Origin of the sequence: Streptomyces sp. NPDC018031, from assembly GCF_044327625.1 — a bacterium.
In the GTDB taxonomy this organism is placed as follows: Bacteria; Actinomycetota; Actinomycetes; order Streptomycetales; family Streptomycetaceae; genus Streptomyces.
The window spans coordinates 493,121-508,786 of the sequence record NZ_JBIRFT010000001.1 but is presented as its reverse complement, the minus strand read 5'-3'; the positions used below and the strand labels follow the sequence as shown (position 1 = coordinate 508,786).

Annotated in this window: 17 protein-coding genes; 7 read left to right on the top strand and 10 right to left on the bottom strand. The window is 73.8% G+C overall.

Features of this window, described 5'->3' with window-relative positions; translation table 11 throughout:
* The first annotated feature begins 76 nt into the window (after positions 1-76).
* Both ACH4B3_RS02150 and ACH4B3_RS02145 read left to right on the top strand, forming a co-directional pair.
* A complete protein-coding gene (locus tag ACH4B3_RS02150) occupies positions 77-703 on the top strand; it encodes a TetR/AcrR family transcriptional regulator (RefSeq protein ID WP_398460792.1) in 627 nt (208 codons plus the stop codon).
* Positions 704-1,130: 427 nt separating this feature from the next.
* Positions 1,131-2,627: a PAS domain-containing sensor histidine kinase gene (locus ACH4B3_RS02145; protein ID WP_398460791.1), complete on the top strand. Its 1,497-nt coding sequence runs from the start codon at positions 1,131-1,133 to the stop codon at positions 2,625-2,627.
* A gap of 411 nt (positions 2,628-3,038) precedes the next feature.
* On the opposite strand, the gene ACH4B3_RS02140 is transcribed toward ACH4B3_RS02145, so the two are convergent.
* Both ACH4B3_RS02140 and ACH4B3_RS02135 read right to left on the bottom strand, forming a co-directional pair.
* Entirely contained in the window at positions 3,039-3,296 is a 258-nt protein-coding gene (locus tag ACH4B3_RS02140; protein ID WP_003953983.1) for a WhiB family transcriptional regulator, read from the bottom strand.
* A 316-nt stretch (positions 3,297-3,612) separates the two neighbouring features.
* Positions 3,613-4,581 carry a diacylglycerol/lipid kinase family protein gene (locus ACH4B3_RS02135; protein ID WP_398460790.1) on the bottom strand — a complete coding sequence of 323 codons (969 nt, stop codon included), beginning with the start codon at positions 4,579-4,581 and terminating at the stop codon, positions 3,613-3,615.
* Between the two features lie 80 nt (positions 4,582-4,661).
* On the opposite strand from ACH4B3_RS02135, the gene ACH4B3_RS02130 reads away from it, so the two are divergent.
* Entirely contained in the window at positions 4,662-5,297 is a 636-nt protein-coding gene (locus tag ACH4B3_RS02130; protein WP_398460789.1) for a hypothetical protein, read from the top strand.
* Positions 5,298-5,517: 220 nt separating this feature from the next.
* On the opposite strand, the gene ACH4B3_RS02125 is transcribed toward ACH4B3_RS02130, so the two are convergent.
* The 4 genes from ACH4B3_RS02125 to ACH4B3_RS02110 form a co-directional block, all read right to left on the bottom strand.
* Positions 5,518-6,426, bottom strand: a complete 909-nt coding sequence (locus tag ACH4B3_RS02125; protein WP_398460788.1) for an RNA polymerase sigma factor SigF — start codon at positions 6,424-6,426, stop codon at positions 5,518-5,520.
* A 16-nt stretch (positions 6,427-6,442) separates the two neighbouring features.
* Positions 6,443-6,856 (bottom strand): anti-sigma regulatory factor, encoded by a 414-nt coding sequence (locus tag ACH4B3_RS02120; protein WP_398460787.1) that lies wholly within the window; start codon positions 6,854-6,856, stop codon positions 6,443-6,445.
* Between the two features lie 263 nt (positions 6,857-7,119).
* Positions 7,120-7,638 carry a GNAT family N-acetyltransferase gene (locus tag ACH4B3_RS02115; RefSeq protein ID WP_398460786.1) on the bottom strand — a complete coding sequence of 173 codons (519 nt, stop codon included), beginning with the start codon at positions 7,636-7,638 and terminating at the stop codon, positions 7,120-7,122.
* 69 nt (positions 7,639-7,707) lie between these two features.
* Positions 7,708-7,968 (bottom strand): UBP-type zinc finger domain-containing protein, encoded by a 261-nt coding sequence (locus ACH4B3_RS02110; RefSeq protein WP_398460785.1) that lies wholly within the window; start codon positions 7,966-7,968, stop codon positions 7,708-7,710.
* A gap of 70 nt (positions 7,969-8,038) precedes the next feature.
* Here ACH4B3_RS02110 and ACH4B3_RS02105 point away from each other — a divergent pair, with 70 nt between their 5' ends.
* Positions 8,039-9,637: a Na+/H+ antiporter gene (locus ACH4B3_RS02105; protein WP_398460784.1), complete on the top strand. Its 1,599-nt coding sequence runs from the start codon at positions 8,039-8,041 to the stop codon at positions 9,635-9,637.
* Here ACH4B3_RS02105 and ACH4B3_RS02100 read toward each other — a convergent pair.
* Both ACH4B3_RS02100 and ACH4B3_RS02095 read right to left on the bottom strand, forming a co-directional pair.
* Positions 9,613-10,758 (bottom strand): 1-aminocyclopropane-1-carboxylate deaminase/D-cysteine desulfhydrase, encoded by a 1,146-nt coding sequence (locus ACH4B3_RS02100; RefSeq protein WP_398460783.1) that lies wholly within the window; start codon positions 10,756-10,758, stop codon positions 9,613-9,615. The genes ACH4B3_RS02105 and ACH4B3_RS02100 overlap by 25 nt on opposite strands.
* Before the next feature lie 46 nt (positions 10,759-10,804).
* Entirely contained in the window at positions 10,805-11,392 is a 588-nt protein-coding gene (locus tag ACH4B3_RS02095; protein WP_398460782.1) for an N-acetylmuramoyl-L-alanine amidase, read from the bottom strand.
* Between the two features lie 245 nt (positions 11,393-11,637).
* Here ACH4B3_RS02095 and ACH4B3_RS02090 point away from each other — a divergent pair, with 245 nt between their 5' ends.
* From ACH4B3_RS02090 to ACH4B3_RS02080, 3 genes are all read left to right on the top strand, one after another.
* Entirely contained in the window at positions 11,638-12,549 is a 912-nt protein-coding gene (locus ACH4B3_RS02090) for a glutaminase (protein ID WP_398460781.1), read from the top strand.
* Between the two features lie 88 nt (positions 12,550-12,637).
* Positions 12,638-12,859: a hypothetical protein gene (locus ACH4B3_RS02085; protein ID WP_398460780.1), complete on the top strand. Its 222-nt coding sequence runs from the start codon at positions 12,638-12,640 to the stop codon at positions 12,857-12,859.
* Between the two features lie 116 nt (positions 12,860-12,975).
* Positions 12,976-13,725, top strand: coding sequence for a helix-turn-helix domain-containing protein (locus tag ACH4B3_RS02080; protein WP_398460779.1), 750 nt, complete (start codon positions 12,976-12,978; stop codon positions 13,723-13,725).
* Positions 13,726-14,011: 286 nt separating this feature from the next.
* On the opposite strand, the gene ACH4B3_RS02075 is transcribed toward ACH4B3_RS02080, so the two are convergent.
* Both ACH4B3_RS02075 and ACH4B3_RS02070 read right to left on the bottom strand, forming a co-directional pair.
* Positions 14,012-14,413 carry a VOC family protein gene (locus ACH4B3_RS02075; protein ID WP_398460778.1) on the bottom strand — a complete coding sequence of 134 codons (402 nt, stop codon included), beginning with the start codon at positions 14,411-14,413 and terminating at the stop codon, positions 14,012-14,014.
* A gap of 102 nt (positions 14,414-14,515) precedes the next feature.
* Positions 14,516-15,472, bottom strand: a complete 957-nt coding sequence (locus ACH4B3_RS02070; RefSeq protein WP_398460777.1) for a beta-ketoacyl-ACP synthase III — start codon at positions 15,470-15,472, stop codon at positions 14,516-14,518.
* Positions 15,473-15,666 lie beyond the last annotated feature (194 nt).

Sequence of the window (15,666 nt, the reverse complement as noted above, 5' to 3'; positions counted from 1 at the left end):
CCCCCCTGTTCTTTCTGTAGGAGTCGATACAGAATGACCGTAGCACGTTTTCTAGTGCCCGCTATAGAATCCCTTCATGGATGCCACGAACGAGCGAACGCGTGAGCGAGGAGCGAGGCGCGGCAGACCGCGGTCCTTCGACCGTGAGGCCGCGCTCCGGGCCGCGACCATGGAGTTCTGGGAGCGCGGCTACGAAGCGGTGTCCATCGCCGACCTCACCCGCGTCATGCAGATCAAGGCGCCCAGCCTGTACGCCGCGTTCGGGGACAAGAAGACGCTCTTCGAGGAGGCCGTCGAGGCGTACATCCGGGAGTTCGGCGGCTTCACCGAGCGCGCCCTGGCCGAGGAGCCGACCGCCCGCCAGGGGGTGGCCCGGATGCTCCGCGAAGCGGCCTGCTGGCACACCCTGCCCGGCTGCCCGCGGGGCTGCATGATCATCACCGCGGCGACCAACTGCACCACCCAGTCCGCCGATGTGCTGGAGGGGCTGATGGAGCGGCGGCGGATGGGCCTGCGGAACATCGAGAGCGCCGTGCGCGCCGACGTGGCGGTCGGCGAGCTGCCCCCGGACACCGATGCGCACGCCCTCGCGGTGTACAGCTCCGCCGTGCTCCAGGGCATGTCCCAGCAGGCCAGGGACGGGGTGGACCGGGAGACGCTGGAGGCGGTCGCCGAGATCGCGATGCGCGCCTGGCCCGCCTGAGCGGACGGTCCCGGGTGACGGGCGCACGGGGCGCGCCACCGGCGGTTCCGCACGCGGCGGAGCGCGAGTGCCGTGGTGCCGGGAGTGGGAGTAGGGGGGCGCGGCGGACGGCGCCCGGGCCGGGAAGACCCGCGGGCCGCGGCGCCAGAGCGGGACCCTCAACCCGCCCGGCACCGCAGCCCGGAGTTGCATCGGCCGGTGCAGCCGGCCGACCTGAGGCCCGGCGCTGTCAGGGCAGAGAGCGCCGTGTGCCTCGATCCGCCCTCCTGTGCGGGGAGAGCGGAGGTCCACTGAAGAGTCCGGACACCTCGACGGTCTCCGGGAGAGTGCGCTACCGCACATTCTGGACTAGACCACTGGGGTCTGTCCACGATTATCTCCAGAAAGAGTAAACCCGCCGCGCCGGTAGGCTCGCAGTGTGCCCTCCATGAACGACCTCGTACGCCAGCACACCGCACTCGGCGACTCCGACCTCGAATGGCTCCACCTGCTGGTGTCGGAGTGGCAGCTGCTCTCCGACCTCTCCTTCGCCGACCTGGTGCTCTGGGTCCCGACCCGCGACGGCGCCCGCTATGTCTCCGTCGCCCAGATGCGGCCCAACACCGGCCCCACCTCCTACCAGGACGACATGGTCGGCCATCTGGTGCCCCGCGGCCGCCGGCCGATGCTGGACGCGGCGCTGGACGAGGGCCGGATCGTCCGGGAGGGCGACCCCGAGTGGCGCGAGGAGGTGCCGGTCCGGGTCGAGTCGATCCCGGTCCGCCGGGAGGGCAGGGTGCTGGGCGTGATCGCCCGGAACACCAACCTGCTGACCGTGCGGACCCCGAGCCGGCTGGAGCTCACCTATCTGCAGAGCGCTTCCGACCTCGCCCAGATGATCGCCGCCGGAACCTTCCCGTTCCCCGGACAGCAGGTCGACATGGACGCCTCGCCGCGCGCCGGGGACGGGCTGATCCGGCTGGACGCCGACGGCGTGGTGCAGTACGCGAGCCCCAACGCGCTCTCCGCGTACCACCGGCTGGGGCTCGCCGCCGACCTGGTCGGTCACCACCTCGGCCGGACGACCGCGGAACTCGCCCCCGCCCGAGGGCCGGTGGACGAGGCCCTGGTGAAGCTCGCCAGCGGCTGGGCGCCCCGCGAGTTCGAGGTGGAGGGCGACGACGGGGTGATCCAGTTGCGCGCCATCCCCCTCAAGCCCAAGGGCGCCCACATCGGGTCGCTGGTGCTGCTCCGCGACGTCACCGAACTCCGGCGGCGGGAACGCGAGTTGATCACCAAGGACGCGACCATCCGGGAGATCCACCACCGGGTGAAGAACAACCTCCAGACGGTCGCCGCGCTGCTCCGCCTCCAGGCCCGCCGGATGGACTCACCGCAGGGGCGGGAGGCGCTGAACGAGGCCGTCCGCCGGGTGGGTTCGATCGCGATCGTGCATGAGACGCTCTCCCAGAACCTGGACGAACGGGTCGAGTTCGACGACATCGCGGACCGGGTGCTGGCGATGGTGGCGGAGATCTCGCCCGGCCGGGTGACCGGTCGCCGCACCGGCCGGTTCGGGATCCTGGACGCGGAGGTGGCCACTCCGCTGTCCATGGTCCTCACCGAGATCCTGCAGAACGCGCTGGAGCACGGCTTCGGTCCGGGGCAGCAGGGGAGTGTGGAGGTGGCCGCGGTCCGCACCGGCGGCCCCACCGCGGCCCGGGGGGCGGGGGGCCGTGCCGAGAGCCGGCTGCGGGTGACCGTGGAGGACGACGGGCGCGGGCTCCCCGAGGGCTTCGACCCGCACCGGGCCGGGAACCTGGGGCTGCAGATCGTCCGGACCCTGGTCGAGGGCGAGCTGGGCGGCACCTTCGACATGGTGCCGGCGCCCGAGCGGGGTACCCGCGTGGTGCTCGACATCCCGGTGCGGGCCGGCAAGCACTGACCGCCTCGGCGGCACCGGACCCTGACGGCCTCGGCGGCACCGGACCCTGACCGCCTCGGCGGCACCGGACCCCGACGGCCGCGGTGGTGCCGGAACGGCGCCGCGGTCCACCGCCGAGCCCCGGAACCCTGTGCTCCGCGGTGGCCGGGGTCCGGGACCGCGGCCCGCGACGGTCCTGGTGCCGGAGCGCCGTGCGTGGCTCCCCGGCGGCCCGGGCCCGGCCCGCCGACCGGCCGGCCGTCTCCGGGTCCAGCGGCTCCGCGGGTCCGCCGGGTGCGGGGCCGTGCGGGACGGAAGCCCCAACAAGCGCTGAGCCCCGGGCCGTTGACCGGTCCGGGGCTCAAAGCTCACGGTGCTCTTCTGCGCATCGGGGGGTACTGCGCGCTGCGGCTCGGGGGCCGAGGGGCTGCGTCAGGCGCTGGCGTTGCGCGCCCGGTTGCGAGCGGCGCGGCGCTTCATCGCGCGGCGCTCGTCCTCGCTGAGGCCACCCCAGACACCGGAGTCCTGGCCGGACTCCAGCGCCCACTGCAGGCACTGCTCCATGACGGGGCAGCGGCGGCAGACGGCCTTGGCTTCCTCGATCTGCAGCAGCGCAGGACCGGTGTTGCCGATGGGGAAGAACAGCTCGGGGTCTTCCTCGCGGCAAACGGCGTTGTGACGCCAGTCCATGGCTGCTCCATCTCCTCGTGTTGCACGTACGTTGCTTGTGAATGTGAACGCTTTCACGAATCCCCCCGCAAGGGCAGGGCCGACGCCCAGTTGGGGCTGGTGCGGTCCCGTGGTTTGTGGAGGGGGTTCGGGCTCTCAAGGGGGCTTCGTGCGGCCGTCCCGATCGCCATGTAGAGATTCGCAAACCTCGGCGGCGGATACAACCCCTTCCGGAAAGTTTTTTTTGATTCCTTGGTGTCGTCTCGGTCACAGCCGTACTTCCACAGGGTGGAGGGCAGGCTAAACGTTCGACTAAAAGGACTTTGGCCCCTGCCACTCACACAATCACACGCAGTGCACGGCGTACGCCTGTGAACGTCACGCTCGTTCGCAGTCCCAGGTGGTCACCGTCCATCTGGAAGGGCAGCGGCGCCTGGGATTGCAAGGTGAAGTCCGTCAGGTCGTGCTCGGACACCACGTGCTTCCCGTGCGGTCCGCGCTCCGGGGTGGAGGTGAGCAGCTGGGTCCCGTAGCGGGCCATCGCCGCGGTCGACAGCTTGGTGAATCCGAGCACGTCAAGGGCGGTGTCGAAGGACGCCTGGGGGGAGGCGTAGATCGGCCGGTTGCCCAGGTACGTGTACGGAGAGGTGTTGCAGACTATGGACAGCACGAGGTCGGCCACCGGTTCCCGGTCCGGCCGGATCAGACTGATCGTCCCGTGCCGGCGGTTCGGCTCCTTGACGAACTGCCGTACGGCCTGCCGCAGGTACAGCGAGTGCGTGGAACGCCTGCCGCGCTCGCGCTGCTGCTCCACCCGCCCGACCACACCCGCGTCCAGCCCGAAGCCGGCGCAGAAGGTGAACCAGCGGGCCGGGACCGCCGCGTCCTCGGTGCCCGGCGTGCCGCCCGCCAGCCCCAGGCCCACGGTGCGCTCGCTGCCCTCGCGCAGCGCGTCGAGCAGTGCGCCGGTGGCCTCCACCACATCGTTGGGCAGCCCCAGGGCGCGGGCGAACACATTGGTCGACCCGCCCGGCACCACCGCCAGGCGCGGCAGCTGGTCCGGTGCGGGGCCGTTGTGCAGCAGCCCGTTGACGACCTCGTTGACGGTGCCGTCGCCGCCGAGTGCCACCACCAGTTCATAGGTGCCGCTCTCCGCCGCCCGGCGGGCCAGATCGCGGGCGTGCCCCCGGTACTCCGTGGTGGCGACCTCCAGCTTGAGATCGCTGGCGAGCGCGTGGATCAGTACGTCCCGGGTGCGGGCACTGGTGGTGGTTGCTGCCGGATTGACCACGAGAAGCGCGCGCATGCGAAAAGCCTACCTACCTGTTGGTACCGCTCCGTCCCCTGGGGCCGCCCCGGCATGGCCGCGACGGCTACCCTGCTGGGGTGAGCAGTAAGAAGTCCACCTCCGCCAAGCAGGCCGCCGCCCGGTCCGCCGATCAGGGCAAGCCGGGCAAGACGAGCAAGCCGGGCGGTTCCGGCTCCGCCGGCGGGGCCACCCGACGTCCCGGGACGACGGCCGGGGCGAAGAAGGGCGGCTCCCCGGGTCGGCCGGGCGGCCGCGCGGACGGTGCGGCCGGCAAGGCGGCGAAGTCCGCGGCCGCCGCCCCGGCCCCCGCGGAGCCGAGCGGTCCCCGCCCGGCCCGGATCGCCGCGGCCGCGGCGCTCACCGCGCTGGAAGGCGCGGTCCTCCTCGGCTTCGGGGTCTACCTCCTGGTGATGGGGCTGATCGGTGATCCGGACAGCCCGCGGCAGGCGGAGATGCTCGCGGTCACCGTCCTGGCGCTGGCCCTGCTGCCGGTCGCCGCCGCTCGCGGACTGTGGCTGCGCCGCAGCTGGAGCCGGGGCCCGGCCATGATCACGCAGCTGATGGCGCTGCCGGTGGCCTGGACCCTGGTGCAGAACGGCGGCGGGCTGATCGCGATCGGGGTGGCGGTGGCCGCGGTGTCCTTCGCGGTCCTGGGGCTGCTGGTCAACCCGACCGCGACCCAGGCGCTGGGCATCGGGCCGCGCGACGCCTGAGCCCCGGCACGGGCCGCCCGGGCGGCGCCGGGCGCGGGGGTCGCGGCGAAGGTGCGCGGCGGCCCACCGGGCCCTCCACGGCCGCCACGGCACCCCTGGACGCGGACGCGCGGGGCGCGGACGGTGGGTGGGGCGGAAGGCCGCCGTGCGGCGGCGCTCGGCGACCGGGCGCGGCGGTACGGCGTGAGCGGGTTCCGCCCTCGCGCGGGCGGAACCGGGACTACTCCTCGACCAGCAGGCGCTCCCGCAGCTGCGCCAGGGTGCGGGCCAGCAGCCGCGACACGTGCATCTGCGAGATGCCCACTTCCTGGGCGATCTGCGACTGGGTCATGTTGCCGAAGAAGCGCAGCAGCAGGATCTTCTTCTCCCGCGGCGGCAGGTCCTCCAGCAGCGGCTTGAGCGATTCGCGGTACTCGACGCCCTCCAGCGCCTCGTCCTCGGCGCCCAGGGTGTCGGCCACGGCGGGCGACTCGTCGTCGGTGTCCGGTACGTCCAGCGAGAGGGTGCTGTACGCGTTCGCCGACTCCAGCCCCTCCAGCACCTCCTCCTCGGAGATGCTCAGGTGCTCGGCCAGTTCGTGCACGGTGGGTGCCCGGCCGTGCCGCTGGGACAGCTCGGCGGTCGCCGTGGTGAGGGAGAGCCGCAGCTCCTGCAGACGGCGCGGGACCCGCACCGCCCACCCCTTGTCACGGAAGTGCCGCTTGATCTCCCCGACCACGGTGGGTGTGGCGTAGGTGGAGAACTCCACTCCGCGGTCCGGGTCGAACCGGTCCACGGACTTGATCAGGCCGATGGTGGCGACCTGGGTCAGGTCGTCCAGCGGCTCACCGCGGTTGCGGAACCGGCGGGCCAGGTGCTCCACCAGCGGCAGGTGCATCCGGACGAGGTGGTTGCGGAGCTCCGCGCGCTCGGCGGAGCCGTCCGGCAGGGCCCGCAGCCGGATGAAGAGTGCCCGCGCCCCGCTGCGATCGTGCGGATCGTGCCGCTGCCACGTGTCGTGCTCGTACTGGTCCATGTGGTCCGCCCGCTCTGGTCGGTCGCCAGCCGCTTCCTGGTCCGCGGGATGCGGTGAGGCCGGCTGCGGCGGGATGCCCGGGGTACGCACTCCCCGCGATGATGCAGTGCTCACGGAGCCCCCCTTTCCGTCACGGCTGTCCGGGACCGGCGCCGCGCTTCTTGTGCAGGCTGATGCTGACCGTCCGGTCCTCGGCGACCGTCGAGTCGACCTCGCCGGCCAGTGCCGACAGCACGGTCCAGGCGAAGGTGTCGCGCTCGGGGGCGCGGCCGTCGGTGGTGGGCGCCGAGACGGTCACCCGCAGCGCGTCCTCGACCAGGCGGAACACACAGCTGAGCACGCTGCCGGGGACGGCCTGCTGAAGCAGGATCGCGCAGGCCTCGTCGACGGCGATGCGCAGATCCTCGATCTCGTCGAGGGTGAAGTCCAAGCGGGCTGCGAGGCCGGCGGTCGCCGTCCGCAGCACCGACAGATAGGCACCCGCAGCGGGCAGCCGGACTTCCACGAAGTCCTGGGTCCCGGGCTCGCCTGCGATCTGGGACACCCTCACCTCCAAGGTGGCAGAGCTGGTTGAGCTGAGCTGATTCGACCGCCGGTCACGGGCCCCGGCGGCGGGGGACGGACCGGCACGGCACATGGTGCGGCTGCGACGCTATCGCGATCCACGGCCCGGTGTCGCCCGGTCGGAGCACGGCCCCCGCTCGGGTGACATCGGTCCGGCACCACGTGACATCACTCATAGTAGGCACATGGGTACGGACAGTGGCTAGAGGGTGGGTGGTCTCAAATTGAGAACCCGCCGCCGGCTCAATGCGGAAGCGCTACTGCTTCGTTGCCCGGTTCACGGGGTCCTGACGCCTGGGCGGCGAGAGCGCGCAGCGGCTCGCCCGACAGGCGCCGCACCGTCCACTCGTCCATCGCCTCGGCCCCCAGCGACGTGTAGAAGCCGATGGCCGGCTCGTTCCAGTCCAGCACCGACCACTCGAACCGGGCGTAGCCCCGCTCCACGCAGATCCGCGCCAGCTCCGCGAGCAGCGCCCTGCCGTGGCCGCCGCCCCGCGACTGGGGCCGCACGTACAGGTCCTCCAGGTAGACGCCGTGCGTCCCGGTCCAGGTGGAGAAGTTCCGGAACCACAGGGCGAACCCCACCGTCTCGCCGCCCTCCTCCGCTATCAGCGCGAAGACCGCGGGGTGCGCACCGAAGAGGGCCTCCCGCAGCTGCTCCTCGGACGCCCGGGCGTCCGCCAACGCGCGCTCGTACTCGGCGAGCTCACGGATCAGGGCGTGGATCGCGGGGACATCGGAGGGCTGTGCGGCTCGGATCATGTGCGCAAGGCTAGCGGGCGGCACCCGCGTCGGGCAGCCGACTTCCGTCCCGGCCGGTGCCGGTCGCCGTCAGATCAGCCGCTCGTCCGGGTAGCACCAACGCCACTGCTCACCCGGTTCGATGGTCCGCATCACCGGATGCCCGGTCGTCCGGTAGTGCTCGGTGGCGTGCCGGTACGGGGAGGAGTCGCAGCACCCGACGTGGCCGCAGCTCAGGCAGAGCCGCAACTGCACCGGGTGGCTGCCGGCCGCATGGCATTCCGTGCAGGTGTCGCTCAGCGGGTCCGGCTCGGGGCGCGGCAGTTCGATCATATGCGGACACTCGCTCATGATGGCCAGGTTAAACCGCCGACTCACCTGGTCGGCAGGGGTGTCGAGATGATCGGAGACAGCGGAACCGATGGACGTGGTGCCACTTCTGATGCTGGTCGCCGGGAGCGCGGCGGTTGCCGGGGCAGCCCGCCGCACCCCGGTGTCCGCCCCACTGCTCCTGGTCGCCGCCGGTCTCGGCGCCTCGTACCTGCCGGGGGTGCCGGACTACACGCTCGATCCGCATGTGGTGCTGCCGCTGGTGCTGCCGCCGCTGCTGCACACCGCCGCGCTGGACAGCTCCTACCTGGACCTGCGGGCCAACCTCCGCCCGGTGGCGCTGCTGTCGGTCGGCTACGTGCTGTTCGCCACGCTCGCCGTGGGCTGGTTCGCCTATCTGGTGGTGCCCGGCCTGCCGCTCACCGCGGCTCTGGTGCTGGGCGCGGTGGTCGCGCCGCCGGACGCCGTCGCCGCCACCGCGATCGCCCGCCGGGTCGGGCTGCCGGGCCGGATCACGACCATCCTGCAGGGCGAGTCGCTGGTCAACGACGCGACCGCGATCACCGCCTACAAGGTGGCGCTCGCCGCCACCGTCGGAGCCGGGGCGACCTGGGCCGACGGGCTGGAGGAGTTCGCGGTCGCGGCGTTCGGCGGGGTCGGCGTCGGCCTGGTGCTGATGGTCCCGCTGCACTGGCTGCGGATCCGGCTGCGCGATCCGCTGCTGCAGAACACCCTGTCGCTGCTCATCCCGTTCGTGGCGTACGCGGCGGCCGAGGAGGTGGGAGCGTCCGGGGTGCTCGCCGTGGTGGTCGTCGCCCTGTACCTGGGCCACCGCTCCTGGCAGGTCGACTTCGCCACCCGGCTCCAGGAGGCCGCGGTGTGGAAGATGGTCGCGTTCGCGCTGGAGTCGGCGGTCTTCGCGCTCATCGGGCTCCAGCTGCCGGTGGTGCTGCGCGGGCTCGGCGCGTACGGCATGGGCGAGGCGGCCTGGTACGCGGTGGCGGTGTTCCTCGCCGTCGTGGCGGCCCGGTTCGTCTGGGTCTACCCGGCGACCTTCATCCCCCGGTGGCTCTCCGCCCGCATCCGCGAACGGGAGCCGGACACCGACTGGACCGCGCCGCTCATCGTCGGCTGGGCCGGGATGCGCGGAGTGGTCTCGCTGGCCATCGCCTTCTCGATCCCGGAGGTGGTCGACGGCGAGCAGTTCCCCGCCCGCAACCTGGTGCTCTTCCTGACCTTCAGCACCGTCATCGGCACCCTCGTCGTCCAGGGCCTGACGCTGCCCGTGCTGATCCGGCTGCTGCGGCTGCCCGGCAAGGACGCCCGCACCGCCACCCTGGCCGAGGCGCAGGCGCAGAACGAGGCGTCCCGGGCGGCCGAGCGGCGGCTGGACGAACTCCTCGCCGACGAGCGGAACGCGCTGCCGCAGCCGCTGGCGGAGCGGCTGCGCACCGTGCTGGAGCGGCGCCGCAACGCGGTGTGGGAGCGGCTCGGCGCGGTCAACGAACTCACCGGGGAGTCCGTGGACGACACCTACCGGCGGCTCTCCCGGGAGATGATCGAGGCGGAGCGCGAGGTGTTCGTGGCGCTGCGCAACGAGCGGCGGATCGACGACGAGATGCTGCGGGTGCTGCTGCGCCGGCTGGACCTGGAGGAAGCGGCGGCCTACCGCGAGGAGGCGGTGGACTGACCGGCCGCGCCGGCCGCCGGGCCGGGCGACCCCTCCCCGGACGTCTCCGCCGCGGCCGCTCGCTCCGCGGCCGTCACCTCCGCGGGGGCCTCCGCCAGGGGCGTCCCGGTGATCACCGCGGTCACCGTGGTCCCCGGTGGGAAGGCGCCCTCCTCGGCCAGGGTGACCACTCCCCAGAGCATTTTGGCGACATAGACACCCTCCACGGGCAGGCCGTGGCGGGCGGTGAAATCGGCCGCGAACGCGTCGAGGGCGGGGGTCCGGCGGGCATAGCCGCCGAAGTGGAAGCGGTCCGCCAGCCGCCAGTCGCCGCGCCGGCCGCCGAACGCCTCGCGTTGCAGCCGCTCGGCCTCGGCGTCCAGGAAGCCGCCGCGCAGCACCGGGATGCCGATCACCTGCGCGCCGTCGGGCGCGGGGCCGGCCGCGGAGCCCGGGGCGAGGCCGGCGGCCAGCCCGGCCAGGGTGCCCCCGGTGCCGCAGGCCACGACCGCCACGTCGGTCCGGCCGCGCAGCTCCCGGCCCAGCTCGGCGCAGCCGTGCACCGCCGCCGCGTTGCTGCCGCCCTCGGGGACGGGACGGCAGTCGCCGAACCGGGCCCGCAGCGCCTCCAGCACCTCGGGTTCGGCCCGGCGGCGGTAGGTCCCGCGGCTGACGAAGTGCAGCCGCATGCCGTCCGCGGCGCACCGGGCGAGCGAGGGGTTCAGCGGGCGGTCGGCGAGTTCCTCGCCGCGTATGACGCCGATGGTGGCGAAGCCCAGCAGGCGGCCGGCCGCGGCGGTGGCGCGCAGGTGGTTGGAGTACGCCCCGCCGAAGGTGAGCAGCGTGCGGTGGCCGGCCGCGGCGGCGGCCCGCAGGTTGGGCACCAGCTTCCGCCACTTGTTGCCCGGGATGTCCGGGTGGATGAGGTCGTCCCGCTTGACCAGCAGCCGGAGGCCGCGGCGCGCGAACCGGTCGTCGTCCAGTTCCTGGAGCGGGGAGGGCAGCCGTGGCCGCAGCGCGCCGAGGCGGTGCTCGAAGTCGAAGTCGCAGTCGAGGTCGGGGCCGGAGCCGGGAACGGGAACGGGGGTGGGGCCGGGAACGGGGGTGGGGGTGGGGTCGGGACGGGGAGCGGTGCCGGTCACCGTCCCATTGTCACGCGACCCGGCGTTCCCGCTGTCCGGGCGGGCGTCAGAGCCGCTCGCCGATGCGGGCGCGCATCGAGCTCATGCTGAAGCCGCGCGGGTCGATCTTCCCCGGCTGCCACTCCAGGTGCCCGATGACCGAGCGTTCGGTCCAGCCGTGGCGCCGGCAGATCGCCGCCGCGGCCTTCGCGATCGCGTCCAGCTGGGCGGCCGGCCAGGGGTCCTCGCCGTTGCCCAGGTTCTCGCACTCCAATCCGTAGAAGTGGCGGTTGCCGTCGGTGTTCGCCTCGTTGTCGGGTGGGAGCGCCCTCTCGGCTATGACGGCGCGCAGCACGTCGTCGTCGCCGGATCCGGCATGGTTGGCGCGCCCCCAGCCGACCAGGTGCACCCTGCCGTCCTTGGTGATCACACCGTGGCAGAGCGGGCCGGGCAGTGCCGGGTGGCCGTCGTAGCAGATCTGTACGGTCTCCTCGGAACCCGAGGTCACGGTGTGGTGGATCATCACGCCGTGCACCGGGCCCCACGGGCCCACGTGGTTCCGGTTGTGGGTTCTCCAGTCGCGCACTTCCACGACGCGCAGGCCCTCGTCCTTGAGCGCGTCGAGGAAGCGGGCCGCGGACATGGGTGAGGCCATGGCCGCCTCCGTTCCATCCGTGCGGCGGTCCGCCGAGCGCGGCCGCCTTATACCTGCTTGTACCCGGAAGAAGCACTCCGTGACGAGATGTTCGACCTGGGTGACCGAGGCGTTCGGTTATCGTGCGAGCTGATCCGGCCGTCCGGCGCCCCGCCCGGTGCCGGGCCGCGGCCGGCCCGCCCGACAGCCGTGCCGGCCGACTCCCCGGCCGGCGCACCGAACAACGCCCGGGAGAAGCGCGGACCATGGACTACCAGGCAGTGCTCGACGAGGTCGCCGCCGCGGTGGCCCCGCACGTCGGCCGCGGGGAGGTGGCCGGCTACATCCCGGCGCTGGCCTCGGTGGACCCGAGCCGGTTCGGCATGGCGGTGGCGGACGTCGACGGCGGGGTGACCGGGGTGGGCGACTGGGAGGTCCCCTTCTCCGTGCAGAGCGTCTCCAAGGCCTTCGCGCTCGCGCTGGTCCTCGCCGAGGACGGGGAGAGCCTGTGGCGGCGGGTGGGCCGGGAGCCGTCCGGCAACCCCTTCAACTCCCTGGTCCAGCTGGAGCACGAGAACGGCATCCCGCGCAATCCGTTCATCAACGCGGGGGCCCTGGTGACCACCGACCGGTTGCAGTCGCTGACCGGCGACGCCGCCGCCGGCATGCTGGACTTCCTGCGCGCCGAGAGCGGCAACCCCGGGCTGGCCTTCGACCCGGCCGTCGCCGCCTCCGAGGCCGAGCACGGCGACCGCAACGCCGCCCTGGCGTACTTCATGGCCAGCTACGGGAACCTCGACAACCCGGTGCACACCGTGCTGGACCACTACTTCCGGCAGTGCGCGATCGAGATGAGCTGCCGCGATCTGGCCCTGGCGGGCTCCTTCCTGGCCCGGCACGGGGTACGCGCGGACGGCAGCCGGCTGCTGTCGCGCAGCGAGGCGAAGCGGATCAACGCCGTCATGCTCACCTGCGGCACCTACGACGCGGCGGGCGACTTCGCGTACCGCGTCGGACTGCCCGGCAAGAGCGGCGTCGGCGGCGGCATCATCGCGGTGATCCCGGGCCGCTGCACGCTGTGCGTGTGGAGCCCCGGCCTGGACGTCCGCGGCAACTCGGTGGCGGGGGTCGCCGCCCTGGACCACTTCACCACCCTCACCGGCCTGTCGGTGTTCTGAGCCGGCCGGGCCGCGGCGCCCGGCGGCGGGCGCCGGGGTGGCGGGGCGCCGCCCGGCGGGCGCATGGTGGAAAGGGAGGTGTACCGCGATGCTGCACGAGATGCGCGCGGAGTACGAGGAGGGCAGCTCGGGGCGGGTGGCGGGTGCGCCGGTCAAGATCTGGCACATGGTCCGCGCCACCGGGACCACCGCCATGTGCGGTCAGGAACTCGCCCCGGACGCGGCGACGCTGCCCGCCGAGGAGTGGGGTGTCGCCGAGGAGACCTGCTGCCACCCCTGCGGCGCCGCCTATCTGCGGGAAGTCCCCTGACCCGTGGCACCCGCACCCCGCGCCGGAGCCCGCCGGGGTACCGGCGGCGCCCGGTGCCGGCCCGGCGGTCGCGGCCGGCCGGCCGCGGTGTCGGTGGCGGCTGCGATGCTGGGGTCATGTACCGGGAACGGGCCGCGCGGCCGGCCGGGGCGGTGGTGTGGACGCGGACCGCCGCGGGCGGTGCCGAGCGGGTGCTTCCCGACGGCTGTACCGACCTCATCTGGCGCGAGCGCGGTGGCGCGGGCGAGTTGATCATCGCCGGGCCGGACACCGCGGCCCAGGTCTCCGAGTCGCCGGCCGGCGTCCGCTACACCGGGCTGCGGTTCGCCCCCGGCACCGGCCCCGCGGTCTTCGGGATACCCGCCTGCGAACTCCGCGACCTGCGGGTGCCGTTGGACGCGGTCTGGCCGGCGGCCGACGTCCGGCGGCTGACCGGACTGCTGACCGGCAGCGACCGCCCGGGCCGGGTGCTGGAGGCGGCGGCGCTGGCGCGGCTGCGTGACGCGCCCCCGGCCGACCCGGCGATCGCGGCGGTGGTGGCGGAACTGACCGGCGGGTCGCCGGTCGGGGCGGTCGCCGACCGGGTGGGACTGAGCGTGCGGCAGCTGCACCGCCGATCGCTGGCGGCGTTCGGCTACGGGCCCAAGACGCTGGCCCGGGTGCTGCGGCTGAACCGGGCGCTGGACGCGGCGCGCGAGGGCCGGCCGTTCGCCGACGTGGCGGCGGACCACGGCTACGCCGACCAGGCGCACCTGGCCCGCGAGGTGCGGGCTCTCACCGGGGTGCCGCTGGGTGAACTCACCGGGGCGCGGCGGGCGTCCCCGGGCGGCGGGCCCGGCGGGGCGCCGGGGCCGGACGCCGGGTGACCGGGCGCCGGACGCCTTCCGCGGGTGCCGCGGCAGGTGCCCGGGAGGCGAGGGCCGGAGACGCTAGCCGGCCAGGGCGGCCGCCGCTCGATGGCCGCAGCGCGCCCGTCGGCCGCGTCCGGGGCGCCGCGTTTGTCTGCCGCGCCCGTCGGCCGCGTCCGGGGCGCCGCGCCTGTCCGCCGCGCCCGTCTGCCGTGCGGGTCCGCCGCGGCGGATCACCGTTCCCGGCCACCGCGCCGCGGCCCGGTCGGCCGCGGTCAGGCCGACCGGGCCGCGGCGCTTACGGTCAGGGCGCCGGGGTGAGCGGGGCGAACAGGTCCACGCTGTTGCCGTCCGGGTCGAGGACCACCGCGTAGCGCTGGCCCCAGGGCGCGTCCCACGGCTCCTTGTGCCCTTCGGCGCCCGCCGCCACCAGCTCGGCGTAGGTGCTGTCGACCTCCGCGGGGCCGTCGCAGGCGAACGCCAGTGCGATCCGGCCCGCTCCGGGCACCGGCTTCCAGTCCGGGTCGATGGAGCGGACGGTCTCCTCGGTGTCCCACATCAGCCGCAGCCCGCCGGGCAGCGTGGCCTCCACGTGCGGCAGGCTCTCGGCGTCGGCGGGGATCTCCACACCGAGCCGGCGGTAGAAGGCGAGGGAGGCGGCCAGGTCGGACGCGACCAGCCCGACGGCGTCGAATCGAGGTGTCATGCCGTCAGCGTAGGCAGCCCGGCGGCCGCCGGGCTTGAACGAATCGGCCACCGGTCCGGGCGGGCCCGGTGCCACCGTGCCCGCCCGCCGGGCGCGGGACGGTCAGGGGCAGCGGATGACCTGGCCGGCGTAGGAGAGGTTGCCGCCGAAGCCGAACAGCAGCGCATAGGCGCCCGAGGCGACCTCGCCCCGCTCCACCAGCTTGGACAGCGCCAGCGGAATGCTCGCCGCCGAGGTGTTGCCGGACTCGACCACGTCCCGGGCGACCACCGCGTTCACCGCGCCCAGCTTCCGGGCCACCGGCTCGATGATCCGTAGGTTCGCCTGGTGGAGGACGACCGCGCCCAGGTCCTCCGGCGTCACCCCGGCCCGCTCGCACACCTGCCGGGTGATCGGCGGCAGCTGGGTGGTGGCCCAGCGGTACACCGCCTGGCCCTCCTGCGCGAACCGCGGCGGGGTGCCCTCGATCCGCACCGCGTGACCCATCTCCGGCACCGAGCCCCACACCACCGGCCCGATGCCGGGCGGCCGCTCCGGGCCCTCGCCGTCCGTCGCCACCACCACCGCGGCCCCGGCGCCGTCCCCGAGGAGTACGCAGGTCGACCGGTCCGTCCAGTCGGCGGCCTCGGTGAACTTGTCGGCGCCGACGACCAGGGCGCGGCGGGCGGCACCGGCCCGCAGCGCGTGGTCGGCCGTGGCGAGCGCGTGGGTGAAGCCGGCGCAGACCACGTTGAGGTCCATCGCGGCGGGGGAGCGGAGGCCGAGCCGGGCGGCGACCCGGGCGGCCATGTTGGGGCTCCGGTCGAGCGCGGTGGAGGTGGCCACGATGACCAGGTCGATGTCGGTGGTGTTCAGCCCGCTGTGCGCGAGGGCCTTCCCGGCGGCCGCGGCGGCCATCTCGTCCACCGTCTCGTCGGGGCGGGCGACGTGCCGGGTCCGGATGCCGACCCGGCTGCGGATCCACTCGTCGCTGGTGTCCACCATGCCCGCGAGGTCGTCGTTGGTGAGGATGCGCGCAGGCTGGTAGTGGCCGAGAGCCACTACACGTGATCCGTTCATCGGGCGATCCCCCTTCGCGGGTGTGGTGCACCCTGTGCTTCGTGGGGTCCAGTCTTCGTCGTCGCCCTCGCGGCGGACGGGCGGGTATCTGCCAATGTTGGGCCGGAAGATCTGGAGCTTTCGCCCTTCCCAACGGGGAGCGAACGGATTCCGTCCCGGCGGGGACCGGTGGCGGCCGCCGTCGTACCGGCGAG